Origin of the sequence: Microbacterium bovistercoris (assembly GCF_003387575.1) — a bacterium.
GTDB lineage: Bacteria > Actinomycetota > Actinomycetes > Actinomycetales > Microbacteriaceae > Microbacterium > Microbacterium bovistercoris.
In genome coordinates this window covers 229,178-250,008 of sequence record NZ_QUAB01000046.1, presented here as the reverse complement: position 1 = coordinate 250,008, position 20,831 = coordinate 229,178, and the positions used below count along the sequence as shown (strand labels likewise).

The window sequence follows — 20,831 nt, the reverse complement described above, 5'->3', positions numbered from 1 at the left end:
CGAGAGGGAGAGGGCTCGGTGGCGTGGCGCCGCCGAGCCCTCCCGTCGTCTCCGCTCGGAGTGTCAGCTGACGGACGCGCCGACCCGCACCTCGGAGCCGCGGTCCACGGTCTTCCCGGCCTTGGGGTCGGTCTCGGTCGCGGTGAACAGGCCCCACAGCCCCTTCGGGACGGCGGTGGTCGGCTTCAGGCCGGCTTCGGTCAGCAGCTCCATGGCGTCGGCGAGGTTCTCGCCCTCGACCTCGGGCACCTCGACCGGCTGAGGACCCTTCGAGACGGTGAGGGTGATGGCGTCGCCGGGCCGCCACAGGCCACCGCCCGAGCGCTCGGAGTGCCGGATGACGCTGCCCTTCTTCACCTCGTCGCTCCACTCGCTGGGGTGGTCTCCCGAGACCTCCAGGCCCGCGTCGGTGAGGGTCTTCGTCGCCTTGTCGAGCGGCTCGCCGATGACGTCGGGCAGCGCGCCGAGCGACACCTGCACGGTCGCCGTGTCGGCCTCGTGGACCGTGCAGCCGCCGGCGCAGCCGAAAGGCTCGCCGCCCCCGCGCGGAGTGATCCGCACATTGATGACCTTGTCGCGGGCCGCCTCCGGGGTGAAGTACTCCTCGGCCTTGTCGTCGACCGCGAGATTGGCGTTGGTCAGGGTCGTCCGCACATCGGATTCGCTCTGTCCCGCGAGTGCGGGCAGATCATGAGCGGCCGGGCCGCTCGAGACGATCACGCGCACCTTGGCGCCCTGCTCGAGGCGCTCGCCCGTGCCGGGCTTGGTCTCGATCACGGTTCCCGCCTCGACGTCGACGGAGTTCTCGTCGCGCTGGATCGCGATGAACCCGTCCTCCTTCAGCGCGGCCGCCGCGGCGTCGTATGTCATTCCCGCGACCGGGGGAACCGCGACGAGCGATCCGGGGCCGGAGCCGAACCACCAGCCGACACCGCCGGCGAGCACCGCCAGCAGCAGCACGAGGGTCATCAGGAACGCGCCGCGCGCCCGGCGATGCGACACGCGGCGCCGCAGCACCGTCGCGTTGTCCAGCGGCGCGGTCGGCGAAGAGATCGGTTCGGCGGCGGCGGTCGGCCCGGTCAGGATGCGGGTCACCGATCCGGTGTCGACCGTGCTGCCGCGCGGTGCGACCAGCGCAGCGGTCACCATCGGCTTGACGTCGAGCTCGCGTTCGATGTCGCGCAGCCGATCGAGCATCTCCTGCGCATCGACCGGACGCTCGTCGGGTGACTTCTCGGTGGCCCACAGCACCAGCTCATCGAGCTGCTCCGGAACCGCCGAATTGCGCGCGCTCGGGCGCGGCACCTGCTCCGTCGCATGCTGGAACGCGATCTGCATGGGCTGCTCGCCCTTGTACGGCTGCTCGCCGACGAGCATCTCGTAGAACATGATGCCCAGGGCGTAGATGTCGCTGCGGGCGTCGGCCGTGCCTCGCGTGACGAGTTCGGGGGCCAGGTACGCGATGGTGCCGAGAAGCTGAGCGCCGGTCGCCGTGTTCGCCGTGGTGGCGCGCGCGAGGCCGAAGTCGCCGATCTTGATGCGGCCGTCCTCGGCCAGCAGCACGTTCTCGGGCTTGACGTCGCGGTGCACGATGCCGGCGCGGTGCGCAGCGGCGAGTCCGGAGAGCACCGCATCCATGATCGTGATGGTCTGGGGGATGCTGAGGCGCTTCTGCTCCTTGAGCAGTTCACGCAGCGTGATGCCCGGCAGGTACTCCATGACGAGGTAGGCGAGTTCGCCGTCCTGTCCCTGGTCGAACACGTTGACCACGTGAGGATCGGCGAGACGCGCTGCCGCCCTGGCCTCCTGGATGAAGCGGCTCTGGAACGCCGAGTCGTCGCTGAGGTGCGCATGCATCACCTTCAGCGCGATGCGTCGCTCGAGCCGCAGGTCGGTGGCGACGTACACGGTGGCCATGCCGCCGCGCGCGATGCGCGCGCGGACCCGGTATCTGCCGTCGACAAGCCGCCCGATGAGAGGGTCGGCCTGCTGAGTGGTCACAGGGAAAGTCTAGGGAAGGCTGCCTGTGTGACCCGGCAACGGCTCACCTCTGAGGCCGTCCTGTTACCCCAGGGCGGACAGCCACTGACGGGCCTGCTGCTCCCACTGGCCGTAGCGGTGCGCGTAGTCCGAGATCTGCACCGTCTGCGCTGCGGCGCCGAAGCCCCGGCTCTGCCAGCCGCTGACGTCGAGCAGGCCGCGTGACTGCTTGCCGTTCGGATCCGAGGAGCCGCCGTAGAACACGCGTGTGCTGCGCTCGGCGTTCAGGATCTGCGCCTCGGTGCCCCAGCCCTGGCTGGGGCGCTGCTGGAAGAGGCCGAGTGAGTCGCGGTCGCCGCCGCGCAGATTGCGCAGCGACGATTCGACCATGGCCGTCGCGAGAGCGATCTGGATGCCCCGATCCGGCACGCCCAGCTGGCGGCCGATCCGGATGATGAGCCGGGCGTTCGCGGTCTGCTCGGCGTCCAGCCGTGCGGAGCGCTGGGTGTTCGCAGGCAGGGTGAGCTTCAGCCTCTGGCCCGGGTAGATGATCGACGACGCGCCCAGATCGTTGGCCTCGAGGATCACGGCGACGGTGGTGCCGTACTTCTTCGCGATCGCGGTGAGGGTGTCGCCGGCCGCGACGGTGTGCGTCTTCGCCGTGGCGGGCCCCGCGGCCGGCTTGGTCGAGGATGCCGCGACGGGAGCCGCGCCCGAGACCGCGAGTTTCTGACCCGGATAGATGATCGCCGAGGAGCCGAGGCGGTTGGCGGCGATGATCGCGGAGACCGAGGTGCCGTACTTTCGGGCGATGCCGTAGACGGTGTCGCCCGCGGCGACCGTGTGCGTCTTGCCTGCGGCGGGCTTGGCTGCCGGTTTGGTCGAGGATACGGCGACGGGAGCCGCGCCTGAGACGACGAGTTTCTGCCCGGGGTGGATGACGGCGGAGGAGCCGAGGCGGTTGGCGGCGATGATCGCGGAGACCGAGGTGCCGTACTTTCGGGCGATGCCGTACACGGTGTCGCCGGCCACCACGGTGTGCGTCTTGGCGGCTGCCGCGCGAACAGGTGCGGCTGCGGGGCGCGCGGCGGTGGCCTTCGCCGCGCCGGAGAGGACGAGTTTCTGCCCGGGGTGGATGACCGAGCGCGCGGTGAGGCCGTTCCAGGCGAGGACGTCGGCGGTGCGCAGCCCGTGCCGCTTCGCGATCGACCAGATCGTGTCTCCGGGGCGCACCGTGTACGACGCGGCCTGCGCAGCGGTCGGCGCGACGCGCGTCGTCGCGGGCAGCGCCAGCAGGTGAGCGTTCGCGTGCTGGGGGAGGAGTCCCTGCGGGGCCCTTGCGGCGGCGGTCTCGGCGGATGCCGGCGCGACGGTGAGCGTCGCGGCGAGTGCTCCGACGACGGCGGCGGAGACGCCGGCTGTCAGTCCGCGTTCGCGTGCGGTGAAGGTGCGCATTGTCAAGGACCCCCCTTGTTCTCGGCTTCTGAAACGCTGACACGGTTGTAAACGGTTGTCAACAGGAGTGATGAATGTGGCAGATGTGAAAACTGTGACCGTGCACCCTGCGAGGCGGCGTGGTCGTGGGCGTGAGATAGTGGGCAGGTGTCCGAGACTTCCCCTGAGAACACTGCCTGGCTGACCATTCCCGACCTCGCCGAGGCGCTCGATGAGACTCCGAGCCGAGTTCGGCGACTGCTCGACGAGCATTACCTGATCGGCTCGCGGCGCAATGGGCCGGTCCAGGTGCCGGCACTCTTCATCGTCGACGGACACCCGCTGCCCTCGCTGCGCGGCACGGTCATCGCTCTGCAGGATGCCGGCTTCAGCGATGACGAGGCGATCGACTGGCTGCTCGCGGAGGAGGACACGCTCGGGCGCACTCCGATCGCGGCTCTGCTGGCCGGACACAAGAGCGAGGTGCGGCGAATTGCGCGCACGCTCGCCTGAGGCGGACGACGGGCGGAGCGCTCCGGCGCGCTAACGCGTGCGGGTCGTCGCCGCTCTGGCCAGATCCCGCAGCTCGCCTACCGCGGCGTTGTCCAGCGGCGCCCCGGCCAGTGCGCGGTCAGCGCGCGCGGCGTGATCGGCGATCATCTCCTCGACGGCCGCCAGTGCGCCGGTGCCGGTGATCGTCGCCTGCAGAGAGGCGACCTGTGCATCGTCCAGGCCTGGATCCCCGAGCATCTCGTCGAACACGGTCCGTGCAGACGGCGCGAGTGCGGCGCGAGCGCGCGCGACCAGCACGGTGCGCTTGCCCTCGCGGAGGTCGTCGCCGGCGGGTTTACCCGTGACGGCGGCGTCTCCGAACACTCCGAGCACGTCATCCCGGAGCTGGAACGCGATGCCGACGGGATGTCCGAAGGCGCGCAGGGCGGCGATCTGCTCGGCGCTCGCCCCCGCGAAGGCGGCCCCGAGCACGAGTGGCTGCTCGACGCTGTACCTGGCGGACTTCAGCGAGGCCACGCGGAGGGCGCGTTCGGCATGCTCGTCCGCGGGGTGCACGCTCCACGCCGACTCCTCGGCGATGTCCAGCAGCTGACCGACCGTCACGTCGCGACGCATCCGTGCGTACTCGGCGCGGACCGTCCTCGCGTGCGGATGCCCGTCGATGGCCTGCTCGGCGAGATCGTCGCTCCAGGCGACGAGCAGGTCGCCGAGCAGGATCGCGGCCGACCGTCCGTACGCTTCGGCGTCGCCGCTCCACCCGGCCGCGCGGTGCGCGCCTTCGAGAGCACGATGCGCGGCGGGCATCCCGCGTCTGACATCGGAGTTGTCGATGAGGTCGTCGTGCACGAGCGCGGCGGACTGGAAGATCTCGAGTGCCGCGCACAGATCCCACAGCGCATCGCTCTCCGTGGTGCGGGCGTCGGCCCGACGCGCGACGGCAGCCCAGCCGGTGCGACAGAAGCTCGCCCGGAGTCGCTTGCCGCCCACGAGCGTCGCCGAAGCCGCAGCGATGAACGCCGCGCCATCGGGGCCGTACTCGGCGGCATCCGCCCTTCGCTCCGCGAGGAACAGCTCCAGGCGAGCGGCGACGGCGTCGGGAACGGAGTGGGAGGCGGGCACGTTCACAGCCTAAGGTGCATACAGACACAGTCGATACGCAGGTGGTTGTGGGCGAACGCTGGCCCGAGCCCGCTGCGCGAGAGTAAGATGAGAAGACGAACCCGAGGGGGATGGAAATGCCTCTTTCCGAACAGGAGCAGCGTCTGCTCGACGAGATGGAACGCCATCTCCTCCAGAACGACGCCGATGTCGTCACTGCGCCTTCGGGTGACCGATCGCTCAGCTATCGCAACCTCGTCTACGGCGCGCTGCTGCTGCTCGCCGGCGTCGGCGGTCTCATCGCCGCGGTCGCGCTCGGCCCCCAGCTGGGCAGCGTGTTCAGCATCGTCGTCGGGGTCATTGCCTTCCTGGCGATGCTCGCCGGTGTCATGCTCGCGTTCACGCCCGTGCGCCGCACCGGTCCCACGCAGCAGGAAGAGCGATCCTCGCGCGGCCCGGACTCCTCTTCGTTCATGGACCGCATGAACGACCGCTGGGATCGTCGCCAGGAAGGGCGCTGATCCGCGCCAGATCCTCCACTTTTCCTCCACTCCACTCCACGGCCCCGGAATCCTTGAGATTCCGGGGTTTTTTCATGCCCGGAGATCGGCGCTCGGGCGGCGGGCACGCGATGAGGTGGCGAATGTCGTAGGAAAGTGGAGCTAAGTGGAGTAAAGTGGGGCGCACCTCGGGTTGGCCGGACACAGAGGGGGTGATGGCCGATGCTGCTGGGTACCCACACGCCGAAACTGGACGACAAGGGAAGGGTCATCCTTCCTGCGAAGTTCCGCGAGGATCTCGCCGGCGGCATCGTGGTGACCCGCGGACAGGAGCGCTGTCTCTACGTCTTCAGCACGGCCGAGTTCGAGGAGTTGCACGAGCGGATCCGCCAGGCGCCGCTCAGCAACAAGCAGGCCCGCGACTTCCTGCGGATGTTCCTCTCCGGCGCCAGCGCCGAGATGCCGGACAGCCAGAACAGGATCACCCTCCCTGCACACCTGCGGCAGTACGCCGGGCTCGAGAAGGAGCTCGTCGTCACCGGTGTCGGCGCCCACGCCGAGATCTGGGACGCCGCCGCATGGAACGACTACCTCGCCTCCAACGAGGAGAGCTACGCAGACCTCGAACAGGAGGTGATTCCGGGCCTGTTCTGACCACGGCTGTGATGCCCCGCCGCTCCGCCCCGACACACTTCCCCGGTGCCGGGTCGAGCGGAGGGGAATCAGAGCCGGAGGTCACCTCACACGACAGGACCCCAGAGACCATGAACCTCCGCGACATCCACATCCCCGTCATGCTCGACCGCTGCGTCGAGCTCCTCGCCCCCGCGCTCGAACGCGATGGCGCCGTGCTCGTCGACGCCACCCTCGGCATGGGCGGGCACTCCGAGGCGTTCCTCGAGCGGTTCCCGAACATCCGCCTGATCGGCCTGGATCGTGACACCGACGCGCTGCGCATCGCGGGGGAGCGGCTCGCACCCTTCGGAGATCGCGTCACGCTGGTGCACACCGTCTACGACGAGATCGGCCTGCACGCGCAGGGCGCCTCGGCGATGCTCTTCGACCTGGGCGTCTCGTCCCTTCAGCTGGACGAGGCCGGTCGCGGTTTCGCGTACTCGAAGGACGCCCCGCTGGACATGCGGATGGACCAGACGAAGGGCGTCACGGCGGCAGAAGTGCTCGCGACCTACAGCGAGCGGAACCTCCGGCGGATCTTCGAGCGCTACGGCGAGGAGAAGCTCGCCGCGCGCTACGCACGGTTCATCGTGGCCGCACGGGACGAGCATCCACTGACCCGCTCCGGCGACCTCGTCGACCTGCTCATCGAGGCGACGCCGGCCGCAGCCCAGCGGGCGGGGCACCCGGCCAAGCGAGTCTTCCAGGCGCTGCGCATCGAGGTCAACGCCGAGCTGAACGTGCTCGCCGACGCCATCCCCGCCGCGATGGGCGCGCTGGCCGTCGGCGGACGGATCGCCGTCATGTCGTACCAGTCCCTGGAGGACCGCCTGGTGAAGCAGGCCTTCGCCGCCGCCGCCTCCTCCACAGCCCCCGCCGGCCTGCCGGTCGAGCTGCCCGAGCACGCGCCGCGCTTCCGCATCCTCACCAAGGGAGCGGAGCAGGCGACCGAAGAAGAGCGCGCGCGCAACCCGCGGGCGATCCCCGTGCGCCTGCGTGCGGCCGAGAAGATCAGGGAGGCGACATGAGCCTGAACGCGCTCCGCGCCGAACCTCGCGAGAAGCCGGGATCCGCATCCGAACGACGACTGCACGCCCTGAGCGCCCCCGGTCGTCGGCGTCGCCCCCGTCTCGCCTACGCCCTGCTCGCCGTCACCGGCGTCGCCGTGATCGGCATCGTGCAGATGGGACTCTCGCTGGCCTCGACGCAGGACTCCTTCGTCCTCGCAGACCTGAACGCCAAGCAGCGCGCCCTCAGCCTCGAGAAGCAGGCCATGCAGGACGAGCTCGTCGGACTCAGTTCGCCGCAGTCGCTCGCCAGCAAGGCGGCATCCCTCGGCCTCGTCGTCGCGGGCAGCGCGTCGTACCTGCGGCTGAGCGACGGGGCGATCCTGGGAGTGGCGGACGAGCCGGGCTGGACGTCGACGGTCAACCCCAACGGGCCGACCAAGGTCGGCAACGCCCTGCTCGACGCGCCGAAGCCCGAGAAGCCCGCGGCGAGGGGCGGGGCGGCGTCGGAAGCCGCGGAGACGGATGCCGCGGAGAAGAAGACCGATCCCGCACTGCCGCCGTCCCTGGACGACGGCCTGCCCATCCCGCAGACGCACTGAGAACCCGAACCGGACGGAGCCGCAGATGACCACCCGCGCAACCCGCAGCCCGCGTCGCCGAACGGTGGTCGCTCTCGCCGTCGTGCTCGCCGTGCTCGGCGCCTTCGTGGTGCGTCTTGTGGACATCCAGGTGGTGCGGGCCGACGAGCACGTCGAGGAGTCCCGCAAGACCGGAAACCTCGGCAGCACGCAGCCGGTCGCGGGCAACCGTGGCGACATCGTCGATGAGAACGGCACGGTGCTCGCCTCCAGCAAGCTCGTCTACGACGCGCAACTCGATCCGTGGCTGATCACCGAGCTCGAGAAGAAGGACAAGGCGCCGATGCCGTGGGCGAAGGCGAGCACGAGGATCGCCGACATCACGGGGCTGGATGCCGACGAGCTGCGCTCCGAGGTCGCCGCCAACCTCGCGGACAACTCCGACTCGCGGTACTACCAGCTGAAGAAGAAGGGGCTCTCGACCGATCAGTATCTCGATCTGAAGGAGCTCGAACTGCCGTATCTCGCGCTGAAGTCGCGTGCCGTTCGGGTGTATCCCAACGGCGCGGTCGGGGGCAACCTGGTCGGCTTCGTGAACAGCAACGGTGACGGTTACGGCATCGAGAAGCTGCAGGCGCAGTGCCTCGCTCCCAGGAACGGCGAGCGCACCTATCTGCGCGGCAAGAACGGCGTGATCGTCCCCGGCAGCGACCGGGAGACCCCCGCCGTCGACGGCGGCACCGTGAAGCTCACGATCGACAGCGACCTGGAGTGGTACCTGTCGCAGATGATCGCCGAGGAGGCGAAGATCAAGGGCGCCAAGTCCGCCACGGCCACCGTGGTCGAGGTGAAGACGGGCAAGATCCGTGCCGCGGCGCAGTACCCGGCACTGGACCCGAACGACATCGACGGCACCCACCCCGACTACTGGCGCTCGCAGATCTTCTCGCACACCTATGAGCCCGGCTCGACCTTCAAGCCGATCACCGCCGCGACGCTGCTCGAGGAGGGCGCGGCGACACCGCTGAGCGTGGTCTCCGCGAAGGGCCGCGAGCGCTTCCCGAACGGCGCGAACATCGGCGACTCCTTCGGTCACCCGGAGTACGACTACACCCTCGCCGGGGCGCTGATCGACTCGTCGAACGTGGCGCTGTCGAAGTTCGGCTCGAAGGTCGCACCGGAGGTCCGCTACGACTACCTGAAGAAGTTCGGCGTCGGCACGCCGACCGCGGTCGGCTTCCCGGACGAGGAGTCCGGCGGCGTGCGCGATCCCCGCAAGAAGCCGTGGGACAACCAGACGTATTACACCACCACCTTCGGCCAGGCGTTCACCGTGACGCCGATCCAGGTGGCCAGCGCCTATCAGACCATCGCCAACGGCGGTGAGCACATCGATCTGAGCCTGGTCGAGTCGTGCACCGACCGCGAGGGCGTCGAGCACACCACCGAGGTGACGAAGAAGCGCGTGGTCTCCGAGGATACGGCCGCTCAGGTGCGCCGCATGCTCGAGAACGTCGCGGTGCAGGGCGGACTCGCGGACACGGTGGAGGTCCCCGGGTACCGGATCGGCACCAAGACGGGTACCGCACAGGTCTCGGACGGCAAGGGGCACTACAAGTCCGGGGCGTACTACACCTCGATCCTCGGCGTCGCTCCGATCGAGGATCCGCAGTACGTGGTGATGATCACGATGGAGGAGCCGACTAGGATTACCTCGTCGGCAGCAACCGCGCCCGCTCTGCAGAAGGCGCTGACCCAGGTGCTGAAGACCTACCGCGTCGCTCCGTCGTCCACGCCGATGGAGGCGCCCCTCCCCAAGTTCGGCGAATGAACCGCCGCACGCCCAGCCGGTACTGGAGTTCGTCATGATCGCCCTGTCCCTCGCCGAGATCGCCTCCGTCCTGGGGGGTGAGCTGCGGCTGCACGGATCCGACACGGCCGAGACCATCGTCTCGGGCGTGGTCGACACAGACTCGCGCAAGATGGTGCCGGGCGCCGTCTTCGTCGCCAAGCCGGGTGAGGTCACCGACGGGCACCGCTTCGTCGGCTCCGCCGTCGCGTCCGGTGCGGTGCTCGCGATCGTCGAGCACCCCGTGGACGACACGGTCAGCCAGATCGTCGTCGCAGACGTGATCGAGGCACTCGCCGCGCTCGCGAAGGAGGTCGTCGCCCGTGTGCGCGCGAAGGGCGACCTGCGCGTCGTCGGCATCACCGGCTCCAACGGCAAGACGACCACCAAGAACTTCATCGCCCGCATCCTGCAGGACGAGGGCGAGACCGTGGCTCCCATCAACTCCTACAACAACGAGGTCGGCGCGCCCGTCACCATGCTGCGGGTCACCGAGACGACCAAGTACCTGGTGAGCGAGTTCGGAGCCTCCGGTGCGGGCAGCATCGCCCGACTCGCGGGACTCGTGGAGCCCGATGTCGTGGTCGTGCTGATGGTCGGCCTGGCGCACGCCGGGGGCTTCGGCGGCATCGAGAAGACCGCCCAGGCGAAGGCCGAACTGATCGAGGCCGCACGCCGCGGCGGCACGGCGGTGCTCAACATCGACGACCCGCGGGTGGCCGCGATGCGTCCTCTCGCCGAGTCGCGCGAGATGCGCGTCGTCGGATTCGGCCGTACGGATGCCGCAGATCTGCGTGCCTCGGACGTGGAGGTCTCGGCCACGGGGACGACGTGCGTCGTGCACGCCGGCGCCGAGGCGCTGCCGCTGCGGATGCAGGTGCTCGGCGAGCATCACGTGTCGAACGCCCTCGCCGCGATCGCCGCAGCGGGCGCCCTCGGCATCCCCGCCGCCACCGCGATCGCCCGGCTCGAGACCGTCGAGATCGCGGAGCGGTGGCGCATGCAGCCGATGGGCGGCGACCGCGTGCGGATCATCAACGACGCCTACAACGCCAGCCCTGACGCCATGGCGGCCGCTCTGCGGACCCTGGCGCAGATCGCCGCGCCAGGGCAGCGCACGGTCGCCGTGCTCGGCGCGATGAGCGAACTGGGCGAGGCCGACGGCGAGGAGCATGACCGGATCGGCCTGCTCGCCGTGCGGCTGAACATCCAGCGCATCGTCGTCGTCGGCGCGGAGGCGCGCCGCCTGTTCCTCGCCGCCGTCGGGGAGGGATCCTGGGACGGCGAGGCCGTGCACCTGCCCGATCAGGACGCCGCGTTCGACTACCTCAGCGGTGAGCTGCGCGACGGCGATCTGGTGCTCGTGAAATCATCCAACTCCGCGGGACTGAGGTTTCTCGGCGATCGTCTGGGAGAATCGTTCTCGTGAGGTCTCTGCTAATGGCGGCGGCGGTGTCGCTCGCCTTCTCGCTCTTCCTGACCCCCGTCTTCCTTCGCCTGTTCCGCAGGCTCGGCTGGGGGCAGGTCATCCGCACCCCCGAGGACATCAGCAACCCGAGTCACGCCCACAAGCGCGGCACCCCCAGCATGGGCGGCCTGATCTTCATCTCGGGAACGATCGTGGGGTACTTCGCCGGGGTCTACATCGGCGGGAGCGAGCCCGCACTCTCGGCGATCCTCGTTCTGTGGCTCATGGTCGGCTTCGGCGCCGTGGGCTTCATCGACGACTACATGAAGGTGCGCAGTCAGCGCAGCCTCGGGCTGTCGGGCTGGCGCAAGATCGTCGGACAGCTCATCGTGCTGATCCCCTTCGGCGTGGTCGCCCTCGCCCCGGCGTTCCAGAACAGCTTCGGGCAGACGCCGGCGAGCAGCTACGTCTCGCTGTTCCGTGACATCCCGTGGCTGAACCTCATGGCGTTCGGCACCGTGCTCGGGTGGATCCTCTATCTGGCCTGGATCTCGCTGATCGGCGTCGCGACGTCGAACAGCGTGAACCTCACCGACGGGCTCGACGGCCTCGCCGCGGGCGCCGGCATCTTCGTGGTCGGCTCCTACGGCCTGATCGCGTTCTGGCAGTTCAAGCAGTCCTGCATCGGTCTGGCCGTCGCCGGCTGCTACGAGGTGCGCGAGCCGCTCAACCTGGCCACGGTCGCCGCGGCGTTCACCGGCGGTCTTATCGGCTTCCTGTGGTGGAACGCCCCCAAGGCGAAGGTCTTCATGGGCGACGTCGGCTCGATGGCCATCGGCGGCGTGGTCGCCGCGATGGCGATCCTCACCCGCACCGAGCTGCTGCTGCTGCTCATCGCCGGTGTCTTCGTGCTCTCCAGCGGTTCGGTGATCCTGCAGCGCCTGTACTTCAAGATCACGCGCGGCAAGCGGCTCTTCCTCATGAGTCCTTTCCACCATCACCTCGAGATGCGCGGATGGCAGGAGGTCACCATCGTCGTGCGCCTCTGGATCATCGCGGGCCTGCTCGCGGCATCCGCCGTCGGCCTCTTCTACGTCGACTGGCTGACGCACGTATGAACGCGCGACTGAAGGGCCTGACCAGCTGGGACGCTGACTGGGCGGGGCTCCGAGTGGCCGTTCTCGGACTGTCGACGACGGGATTCTCGGTCGCCGACACGCTCACGGAGCTGGGCGCCGAGGTGCTCGTGCTCTCCGAATCGGCCTCCGAGGACTACCAGCGGCTGCTTCCGGTGATCGGTGCGCGCCTCGAGCTCGGCTCGCTCGCCGAGCCGCCGGCGTCGCTGATCGACTTCGCACCCGACGTTGTGATCGCCTCGCCGGGATTCCCGCCCGCGCATCCGGTGATCCGCTGGACGCAGGATGCCGGGATCGCCCTGTGGGGCGACGTCGAGCTCGCCTGGCGGGTGCGCGACAAGGTCGTGCGCCCGGACGGCACGCCCGCCGACTGGGTGCTCATCACCGGCACGAACGGCAAGACCACCACGACGCAGCTGACCGCCTCGCTGCTCGCCGAGGGCGGGCTGCGTACGGCGCCGTGCGGGAACATCGGCGTGCCCGTGCTCGACGCGGTGCGCGACCCGGGCGGTTTCGACGTGCTCGTCGTCGAACTGTCCAGCCACCAGCTCTGGTACCTGGGTCTCGCCGCGCCCGAGGCGCAGCTCTACCCGCACTCCGCCGTCTGCCTGAACCTCGCCGACGACCACCTCGTCTGGCACGGCAGTGCCCAGGCGTACCGTGACGCGAAGGCGCTGGTATACCGCAACGCCCGTGTCGCCTGCGTGTACAACAAGGCGGACGAGGCGACCAGGCTCATGGTCGAGGAGGCGGATGTCGTCGACGGCGCTCGCGCGATCGGGTTCGACCTCGGCACCCCCGGACCCAGCGATCTGGGGGTCGTGGACGGCATCGTCGTCGACCGGGCGTTCCTCGACGACCGGCGCAACAGCGCTCTCGAGCTGACGACGCTCGACGACCTCCGTCGCGTCGGCCTGTCCGCGCCGCACATCGTCCAGAACATCCTCGCCGCCGCAGCGCTGGCACGCTCCCTGGGCACCGAGCCCGAGACGATCCACCGTGCACTGCAGGCGTTCCGGCTCGACGCGCACCGCATCCAGGTGGTGGCCGAGCACGCGGGCATCACCTGGGTCGACGACTCCAAGGCCACGAACCCGCATGCGGCAGCATCCTCACTCCGGGCCTACCCCGGTGCGGTGTGGGTCGTCGGAGGCGACCTCAAGGGCGTCGACATCTCCGAGCTGGTCGCCGAGGTCGGTGGCACGGCAGGGGCGGCGATCGTGATCGGCTTGGACCGCGACCCCGTGCTGACGGCATTCCGGCGACACGCGCCGAGCGTGCCGCTCTACGAGGTCCTCCCCGCCGACACTGGAGAGGTCATGACCCGCGTCGTCGAACTGGCGACGGGGATCGCGGGCGACGGGGGCACGGTTCTGCTGGCTCCCGCAGCAGCATCCTTCGATCAGTTCAGCAGCTACGCGGATCGCGGCCATCGCTTCGCCGAGGCGGTGCGGGACTGGATCGATCGGGGGAGCGTTGATGACGCAGACGCCTCACCCGAAGCGCGCTGACTCCGCCGCCTCCGCGCCCGCTCGCAGCGGTCTCGCCGCGCGGGTCTCGCTCGGAAGACTGTTCCAGCCGGTGTCGATGGAGTTCCTCCTGATCTCCTTCTCCGCGCTGCTGGTCACCGTGTTCGGGCTGGTCATGGTGCTCTCCGCCACCAGTGCGACCACGAAGGGCCCGCTCGACGAGGTCATGAAGCAGGGCGTGTTCGCCGTGATCGGCATCCCGCTCATGTTCCTCGTGAGTCGCCTGCCCGTGAACGTGATCAAGAGGCTCGCCTGGGTGGGCCTGGTGCTCGGACTCTGCCTCCAGCTGCTCGTGTTCACGCCACTGGGCATCTCGGACATGGGAAACCGCAACTGGATCAAGGTCGCCGGCTACACGATGCAGCCCTCGGAGTTCCTCAAGCTCGCACTCGCGATCTGGGTCGCCTTCGTGCTGCTGCGCAAGCAGACGCGCCTGAACACCTGGCACCAGGTGTTCATCCCCGTGGTCCCGGTCTCCGCTCTGGCGATCGGGACCGTCGTCGCGGGCAACGACCTCGGTACTGCCATGGTCATGGTGCTGATCGTGCTGGGCTGCCTGTTCTTCTCCGGAGTCCGGCTGAGGCTGTTCATCCTTCCGCTGCTGCTCGGCATCGTCGCGGTCCTCGGCTACGCGCTGACCAGCAAGAACCGGATGAACCGCATCCTGGCCGCGTTCAACCCCGAGGACTGCGACATCTCCAACGCGTGCTACCAGGCCACCCACGGCATGTGGGGCATGGCATCGGGCGGCGTCTTCGGCGTCGGTCTCGGCAACTCGCAGGAGAAGTACGGCTGGCTGCCGGCTGCGGCGAACGACTACATCTTCGCGATCGTGGGCGAGGAGCTCGGCCTGATCGGCTGCGTGCTCGTGCTGGGCCTGTTCACCGCCTTCGCGGTCGGGGCGTTCCACATCATCCGGAAGACGAACGATCCGTTCATCCGCGTCGCCGCAGGAGGCATCACGCTGTGGATCGTCGGACAGGCCCTGTTCAACATCGGCGTGGTGATCCGCATCTTCCCGGTGATGGGCGTCCCTCTGCCGTTCATGTCCCAGGGCGGCACCGCGCTGCTGTCGGTGCTGCTCGCCTGCGGTGTACTGCTGGCGTTCGCGCGCACCATCCCGGCATCCGCACCCGTGCCGGAGGCGCAGCCGAAGACCTCACAGCGCGCTGCACGGCGCGCCCCCGCGCGAGCAGGGCAGAGCTAGCCGGGCACTCGTTCGTGCGCGTGCGGCGGCCGGTCCGTGCGCGCTCTCGTGCCCGCCGCCCCACCGGGTCGCACCCCGGCGCTTCCCGTAAGATCACGGGGTGACCACGTACCTTCTCGCCGGCGGGGGCACCGCCGGCCATGTCAATCCGCTGCTCGCCGTCGCCGATCTGCTCCGTGAGCGCGACGACGCGACGGTCCTGGTGCTCGGCACCAAGGAGGGTCTGGAGTCCCGGCTGGTCCCCGAGCGGGGCTACGAGCTGCTGATCGTCGACAAGGTGCCGTTCCCTCGCCGTCCGAACAAGCAGGCCGCCGCCTTCCCCGGACGCTTCCGCAGGGCGATCGCGCAGGTGCGCGCGCACATCCGCGAGCACGGCGTCGACGTGGTCGTCGGCTTCGGCGGGTATGCCTCCGCCCCGGCCTACGTCGCCGCCCGCCGTGAGGGGATACCGTTCGTCGTGCACGAGGCGAACGCCAAGCCCGGGCTCGCGAACGTGCTCGGGGCCCGCCGGGCAGCCGGCGTCGGCGTGGTGTTCGACGGCACGCCGCTCAAGCACGGCGAGGTCGTCGGGATGCCGCTGCGCCGTGAGGTCGTGGAACTCGACCGTGCTGCGGCGCGTGACGAGGCCGCGGAGCTGTTCGGCCTCGACCCCGCGAAGCCGGTGCTGCTCGTGTTCGGGGGATCGCTCGGCGCGCAGCGCCTGAACGAGGCGCTCGCGGGCTCTTGGGCCGATGTCCTCGCTGCGGACTGGCAGCTTCTGCATGCGACGGGGGAGCGCGGCGAATGGGTCGATCCCGGCATGCCCGGCTACGCCATGCGTCGCTACCTCGACCGGATGGATCTCGCCTTCGCCCTCGCCGACGTGATCGTCTCGCGGGCGGGGTCTGCGACCGTCAGTGAGATCTCCGCACTCGGCATTCCCGCCGTGTACGTGCCCTACGCCGTGGGCAACGGCGAGCAGCGCCTCAATGCGGCATCCGCCGTCGAAGCCGGGGCCGCGCTGTTGCTGGACGACGCGACGTTCAGCGCCGACACCGTGCGCGATCGGGTGATCCCGCTGCTGCGAGACCCGGACCGGATCGCGGCGATGACGGTCGCCGCCGAGAAGGTGGGCACGCGGAGCGGGACCGAGAACGTCGTGGCGATGATCGACCGCGCGCTCGGCGATGACCGCGCGGGGCGCTGACCATCACGTGGGTCGCTGAGCCCGTCGGCGCGACCGCAAAAGTAGACTGAGCAGGACATGATCAGACCCGACCTCTCCCTCCCGATTCCCGAGACCATCGAATCCGCGCACTTCATCGGCATCGGCGGTTCCGGTATGAGCGGGCTGGCCCGCATGTTCCTCGACGCCGGCATCCGCGTGTCCGGCTCGGACCGCGCCGACAGTGCCAACCTGCGTGCTCTCGCCGCCGCCGGCGCGACCGTGCACGTCGGCCATGACGCCGCCCATCTCGGCGACGCTGACACGGTGGTGCACACCGGCGCCATCTGGCCGGAGAACCCGGAGTTCGTGTTGGCGAAGGAGCGCGGACTGCACGTCATCCACCGCTCGCAGGCGCTGCACTGGCTGATCGGTTCGCGCCGTCTGGTCTCGGTGGCGGGTGCGCACGGCAAGACCAGCTCGACCGGCATGATCGTCACCGCGCTGCAGGCGCTGGGCGCCGACCCGAACTTCGTCAACGGCGGCGTGATCGAGCAGCTCGGGCTCTCCAGCTCCTCCGGCGCGGACGACCTGTTCGTGATCGAGGCGGACGAGTCCGACGGCACGTTCCTGCTCTACGACACCGCGATCGCGCTGATCACGAACGTCGACCCCGATCACCTGGACTTCTTCGGCGACGAGGACGCGTTCTACGACGCCTTCGTGCGCTTCGCGAACGAGGCGTTGGAGGCGGTCGTGATCTCCAGCGACGACGCCGGTGCGCTCCGCGTGCACGCCGGTCTCACCCACCCGAACGTGATCACGTTCGGTGAGGCGGAGGACGCCGACGTGCGCGTCGCGGAGGTCGCCACGGACGGCCCTGTCGCCGCCACGATCGTGCACGGCGCGGACCGCGCGCGGATGCAGCTGACTGTTCCCGGTGCGCACAACGCGATCAACGCCGCGGGTGCGGTCGCGGTGCTGCTGACCCTCGGGTACGTCCTCGCCGACGCGGTGCGGGCCGTGGAGGGATTCGCCGGCACCGTCCGCCGGCTCGAGCTGCACGGCAGTGAGCGCGGTGTGCGCGTCTACGACGACTACTCGCACCACCCGACGGAGGTGCGCGCCGCTCTGCAGGCGATGCGCACGCTCACCGGCGGCGGCCGGCTGATCGCCATCCAGCAGCCGCACACGTACTCGCGCACCCAGCACATGTACCGCGAGTTCGCCGAGGTGCTCGAGCAGTTCGCAGACCACACGGTGATGCTCGACGTCTACGGCGCACGCGAGGATCCGGTGCCCGGTGTGACCGGCGAGCTCGTCTCGGGGGCGTTCGCCGATCCGGCTCACGTGCACTACGTCGCCGACTGGCAGGATGCGGCGGACTACACCGCCGGTTTCGCCCGCGACGGCGATGTCGTGGTGACGCTCGGCTGCGGCAACGTGTACCAGATCATCCCGCAGGTGCTCGAGTCCCTCCGGCGGACCCCGGAGGCCTGACATGCGACGCCCGGCACCGATCCCGGCTTCGGAGGAACAGGCGCGTCAGTCGGTTCGCACCGAGTCCGCCCGGGATCCGGTGCCGCTGCGCGGCGAGGCATCCGCGGTGCCCGATGACGAGACGGCGCCGATCGACCCGATCGGTCCGGTGGTGGATCCGGTGGCAGAGGTCAGCGGCGCGGATGTCTGGCGGGCGGCGCGGGCGCGGCGAAAGGCGCTGCGCGCGGAGATCCGGCGCTTCACATCGCGCTCCCGCCGCCGGCGATTCGTCTGGCTCACCTCGATCGGTGCCGTGCTGCTGGTCGTGCTCGGCACGGCGGCCGCGGCGTACAGCCCGCTGTTCGCCGTCGAGGACATCTCCGTGGTCGGGGCGAAGTCGCTCGATGCGCAGCAGGTCGAGCAGGCGCTGTCCGGGCAGATCGGGACGCCGATCGCCCTCGTCGACGACAGCGCGGTGAAGTCCGCTCTGATGGCGTTCCCGCTGATCGAGACCTACGCGCTCGAGGTGCGTCCGCCGCACGGGCTGACTGTGCGGATCGTCGAGCGCACTCCGATCGGCGTGCTGCGTTCGGGCGCCGGATACACGCTCGTGGATGCGGCGGGCGTCGCCCTCGCCACGACGGACGCCCGGCCCGAGGGGCAGCCGCTGCTCAGCATCACCGGCGGTGCGGGCACCCCGGCATTCGAGAGCGCCGGACTCGTGGTCCGCTCGCTCCCCGCTGAGGTGCGATCGGCGCTCACAGACGTCCGCGCGTCGACACCCGACAGTGTGACCCTGGTCCTCGGCGACGGCAGGACGGTGCTGTGGGGGAGCTCCGAGGATTCCGCCGCGAAGTCCGTGATCCTGTCGAAGCTGATGGTCAACAACCCGAAGTCCAGGACTTTCGACGTTTCCTCGCCCACCGTCCCGGTGGTCGGCTGAGCGCTGCCCACGCGGCAGCGGACGTTCTGCGCCGTCGATCGCGGCGAAACGCCGTGTCGCTTGAGGGCGCAGCGCCCGTCGCCGCTTACGTTCAGTCGTGAGAACGCAATACCGGGAAATACTTTACACCTCTACTTGAGGTTTAAGGTTCACATTCTTCAGGCTCGAAACAACGGAGGCCGGCCATGAGCCAGAACCAGAACTACCTCGCCGTGATCAAGGTCGTCGGCGTCGGCGGTGGCGGTGTCAACGCCGTCAACCGCATGATCGAACTCGGCCTTCGCGGCGTCGAGTTCATCGCCGTGAACACCGACGCGCAGGCGCTGCTGATGAGCGACGCCGACGTCAAGCTCGACGTCGGTCGCGAGCTCACCCGTGGTCTCGGCGCCGGCGCCGACCCCGAGGTGGGTCGTCGCGCCGCAGAGGACCACGCGGAGGAGATCGAGCAGGCGCTGACCGGCGCCGACATGGTCTTCGTCACCGCGGGTGAGGGCGGCGGGACCGGAACCGGAGGCGCCCCTGTCGTCGCGCGGATCGCCAAGTCGATCGGCGCCCTGACCATCGGCGTCGTCACCAAGCCGTTCTCCTTCGAAGGCCGTCGCCGCCAGAGCCAGGCCGAGGCCGGCGTCGCGAAGCTGAAGGAGGAGGTCGACACCCTCATCGTGGTGCCGAACGACCGCCTCCTGGAGATCAGCGACCGCGGCATCTCCATGATCGAGGCCTTCGCCACGGCCGACCAGGTGCTCCTCGCCGGTGTGCAGGGCATCACCGACCTGATCACCACCCCGGGTCTCATCAACCTCGACTTCGCCGACGTCAAGTCGGTGATGCAGGGCGCGGGATCGGCGCTGATGGGAATCGGTTCGGCGCGCGGCGCCGACCGCGCCATCAAGGCCGCGGAGCTCGCCGTCGAGTCGCCGCTGCTGGAGGCGTCCATCGAGGGTGCTCACGGCGTGCTGCTGTCGATCCAGGGTGGATCGAACCTCGGCATCTTCGAGATCCACGATGCTGCCGACCTCGTCAAGGAGGCCGCGCACCCCGAGGCGAACATCATCTTCGGAACCGTCATCGACGACACCCTCGGCGACGAGGTGCGCGTCACGGTGATCGCCGCCGGCTTCGACGGTGGCGAGCCCACTGCGCGCCTCGAGCCGATGGTCATCGAGCGCCCGGCGGCGCAGCTGCCCGAGGTTCAGGTCGACAAGCCCGAGGTCGTCGCGCCCGCGGAGGAGAAGAAGGTCGTCGTCCCGGCGATGAGCTTCGAGCCCGCCGTCGACGACGACAGTGACATCGACATTCCCGAGTTCCTGAAGTGACGACCCGTCGCGCGGCCGGCGCCGTCACGATGGAACGGCCGCGCGACACACCCGGAGGATCGGCGGGTGAATCACCGATCCGCACCCCGACCGGGGTTAACCTCGAACCAGGCCCAGACGACCAACCGGAGGACACGATGGGAAACCCGCTGAAGAAGACCATGGTGTATCTCGGCCTCGCCGATGAGGAAGAGGTCTACGAGGACGAGGCGCCGCAGCAGTCGACGCCCGCAGCGCGTCCGCAGCGCGAGCGCGAGGAGCAGGCACCGGCCCCGGTCACCCCTCTGCGTCGGCCCACGGCCGTCCGTCAGCCGGCAGGAGGCGCCGTGAACGAGATCCTCACCGTGCACCCGAAGCAGTACCGTGACGCCCAGCTGATCGCGGAGAACTTCCGCGACGGCATCCCGGTGATCATCAACCTCTCGCAGATGAGTGACGCCGACGCGCGTCGACTCATCGACTTCGCGAGCGGACTGTCGCTCGGACTGTACGGACGCATCGAGCGGGTCACCAGCAAGGTGTTCCTGCTGTCGCCCGAGAACATCGCGGTCTCCGGGCACGGCGGCATCGCCCAGGCGGACTCCGCCGGGTTCGATCAGTCCTGACCGCGCCCGGCCTTGAACATCTTGGGCCTCATCGGCAGCATCCTCAACCTGCTGCTGCTGCTGTACCTGCTGGTGCTGTTCGCGCGGCTGATCCTCGACTACATTCCGCTGTTCAATCGTGAGTGGCGCCCGAAGGGCGCCGGTCTGGTGATGGCGGAAGTGGTCTACACGGTCACCGATCCGCCGATCCGGATGTTCCGGAAGTGGATCCCTCCGCTGCGCGTCGGCTCGCTCTCGCTCGACTTCGGATTCGCGCTCACCATGCTGTGCGTGCTCATCCTGATGTCCGTCGTACGCGCGATCTTCCCCTGAGAGACCGCCGTCACAGGTCACAGGCGGGGGGACTATGCTGGCACCCAGGCGCGCCCCCGGGTACCGCCACCGATATTCATCGCCAGTGCTCGACATCTGGCGCATCGCACTCATC

General features: G+C 69.4%; 19 protein-coding genes. 16 read left to right on the top strand and 3 right to left on the bottom strand.

Features of this window, described 5'->3' with window-relative positions:
* Positions 1 to 63 precede the first annotated feature (63 nt).
* Both pknB and DY023_RS14460 read right to left on the bottom strand, forming a co-directional pair.
* Entirely contained in the window at positions 64 to 2,001 is a 1,938-nt protein-coding gene (pknB, locus tag DY023_RS14465; protein WP_245958720.1) for a Stk1 family PASTA domain-containing Ser/Thr kinase, read from the bottom strand.
* 63 nt (positions 2,002 to 2,064) lie between these two features.
* Positions 2,065 to 3,435, bottom strand: coding sequence for a LysM peptidoglycan-binding domain-containing protein (locus DY023_RS14460; protein ID WP_245958728.1), 1,371 nt, complete (start codon positions 3,433 to 3,435; stop codon positions 2,065 to 2,067).
* 147 nt (positions 3,436 to 3,582) lie between these two features.
* Here DY023_RS14460 and DY023_RS14455 point away from each other — a divergent pair, with 147 nt between their 5' ends.
* Complete coding sequence (locus DY023_RS14455; RefSeq protein ID WP_116243112.1) at positions 3,583 to 3,927, top strand: Rv2175c family DNA-binding protein; 345 nt, start codon at positions 3,583 to 3,585, stop codon at positions 3,925 to 3,927.
* Between the two features lie 30 nt (positions 3,928 to 3,957).
* Here DY023_RS14455 and DY023_RS14450 read toward each other — a convergent pair whose 3' ends face one another.
* Positions 3,958 to 5,046 carry a polyprenyl synthetase family protein gene (locus DY023_RS14450; protein WP_116243032.1) on the bottom strand — a complete coding sequence of 363 codons (1,089 nt, stop codon included), beginning with the start codon at positions 5,044 to 5,046 and terminating at the stop codon, positions 3,958 to 3,960.
* 116 nt (positions 5,047 to 5,162) lie between these two features.
* Here DY023_RS14450 and DY023_RS14445 point away from each other — a divergent pair, with 116 nt between their 5' ends.
* The 15 genes from DY023_RS14445 to DY023_RS14375 all read left to right on the top strand — a co-directional run bounded on the left by DY023_RS14445 (position 5,163) and on the right by DY023_RS14375 (position 20,716).
* Positions 5,163 to 5,546: a DUF3040 domain-containing protein gene (locus DY023_RS14445; RefSeq protein ID WP_116243031.1), complete on the top strand. Its 384-nt coding sequence runs from the start codon at positions 5,163 to 5,165 to the stop codon at positions 5,544 to 5,546.
* Between the two features lie 201 nt (positions 5,547 to 5,747).
* Positions 5,748 to 6,179: a division/cell wall cluster transcriptional repressor MraZ gene (gene mraZ, locus DY023_RS14440; protein ID WP_116243030.1), complete on the top strand. Its 432-nt coding sequence runs from the start codon at positions 5,748 to 5,750 to the stop codon at positions 6,177 to 6,179.
* A 110-nt stretch (positions 6,180 to 6,289) separates the two neighbouring features.
* Positions 6,290 to 7,228, top strand: a complete 939-nt coding sequence (rsmH, locus tag DY023_RS14435; protein WP_116243029.1) for a 16S rRNA (cytosine(1402)-N(4))-methyltransferase RsmH — start codon at positions 6,290 to 6,292, stop codon at positions 7,226 to 7,228.
* Positions 7,225 to 7,809 carry a cell division protein FtsL gene (ftsL, locus tag DY023_RS14430; RefSeq protein WP_116243028.1) on the top strand — a complete coding sequence of 195 codons (585 nt, stop codon included), beginning with the start codon at positions 7,225 to 7,227 and terminating at the stop codon, positions 7,807 to 7,809. Before rsmH ends, ftsL begins: the two co-directional genes overlap by 4 nt.
* Positions 7,810 to 7,834: 25 nt before the next feature.
* Positions 7,835 to 9,619, top strand: coding sequence for a peptidoglycan D,D-transpeptidase FtsI family protein (locus tag DY023_RS14425; RefSeq protein WP_116243027.1), 1,785 nt, complete (start codon positions 7,835 to 7,837; stop codon positions 9,617 to 9,619).
* A 34-nt stretch (positions 9,620 to 9,653) separates the two neighbouring features.
* Positions 9,654 to 11,066: a UDP-N-acetylmuramoyl-tripeptide--D-alanyl-D-alanine ligase gene (locus DY023_RS14420; RefSeq protein ID WP_116243026.1), complete on the top strand. Its 1,413-nt coding sequence runs from the start codon at positions 9,654 to 9,656 to the stop codon at positions 11,064 to 11,066.
* A complete protein-coding gene (mraY, locus tag DY023_RS14415) occupies positions 11,063 to 12,163 on the top strand; it encodes a phospho-N-acetylmuramoyl-pentapeptide-transferase (RefSeq protein ID WP_116243025.1) in 1,101 nt (366 codons plus the stop codon). Before DY023_RS14420 ends, mraY begins: the two co-directional genes overlap by 4 nt.
* Positions 12,160 to 13,692: a UDP-N-acetylmuramoyl-L-alanine--D-glutamate ligase gene (murD, locus tag DY023_RS14410; protein WP_116243024.1), complete on the top strand. Its 1,533-nt coding sequence runs from the start codon at positions 12,160 to 12,162 to the stop codon at positions 13,690 to 13,692. Before mraY ends, murD begins: the two co-directional genes overlap by 4 nt.
* The gene (locus DY023_RS14405; RefSeq protein ID WP_116243023.1) at positions 13,661 to 14,917 is read left to right on the top strand and encodes an FtsW/RodA/SpoVE family cell cycle protein; all 1,257 of its coding nucleotides are present in this window, start codon (positions 13,661 to 13,663) and stop codon (positions 14,915 to 14,917) included. Before murD ends, DY023_RS14405 begins: the two co-directional genes overlap by 32 nt.
* A gap of 100 nt (positions 14,918 to 15,017) precedes the next feature.
* A complete protein-coding gene (locus DY023_RS14400; protein WP_116243022.1) occupies positions 15,018 to 16,103 on the top strand; it encodes a UDP-N-acetylglucosamine--N-acetylmuramyl-(pentapeptide) pyrophosphoryl-undecaprenol N-acetylglucosamine transferase in 1,086 nt (361 codons plus the stop codon).
* Between the two features lie 57 nt (positions 16,104 to 16,160).
* Positions 16,161 to 17,561, top strand: coding sequence for a UDP-N-acetylmuramate--L-alanine ligase (gene murC, locus DY023_RS14395; protein WP_116243021.1), 1,401 nt, complete (start codon positions 16,161 to 16,163; stop codon positions 17,559 to 17,561).
* Between the two features lies 1 nt (position 17,562).
* Positions 17,563 to 18,483, top strand: a complete 921-nt coding sequence (locus DY023_RS14390; RefSeq protein WP_116243020.1) for a cell division protein FtsQ/DivIB — start codon at positions 17,563 to 17,565, stop codon at positions 18,481 to 18,483.
* A gap of 185 nt (positions 18,484 to 18,668) precedes the next feature.
* On the top strand, positions 18,669 to 19,799 hold the full coding sequence (ftsZ, locus tag DY023_RS14385) for a cell division protein FtsZ (protein ID WP_116243019.1): 1,131 nt from the start codon (positions 18,669 to 18,671) through the stop codon (positions 19,797 to 19,799).
* 137 nt (positions 19,800 to 19,936) lie between these two features.
* Positions 19,937 to 20,404: a cell division protein SepF gene (locus DY023_RS14380; protein WP_116243018.1), complete on the top strand. Its 468-nt coding sequence runs from the start codon at positions 19,937 to 19,939 to the stop codon at positions 20,402 to 20,404.
* Between the two features lie 12 nt (positions 20,405 to 20,416).
* Positions 20,417 to 20,716, top strand: coding sequence for a YggT family protein (locus DY023_RS14375; protein ID WP_116243017.1), 300 nt, complete (start codon positions 20,417 to 20,419; stop codon positions 20,714 to 20,716).
* Positions 20,717 to 20,831 lie beyond the last annotated feature (115 nt).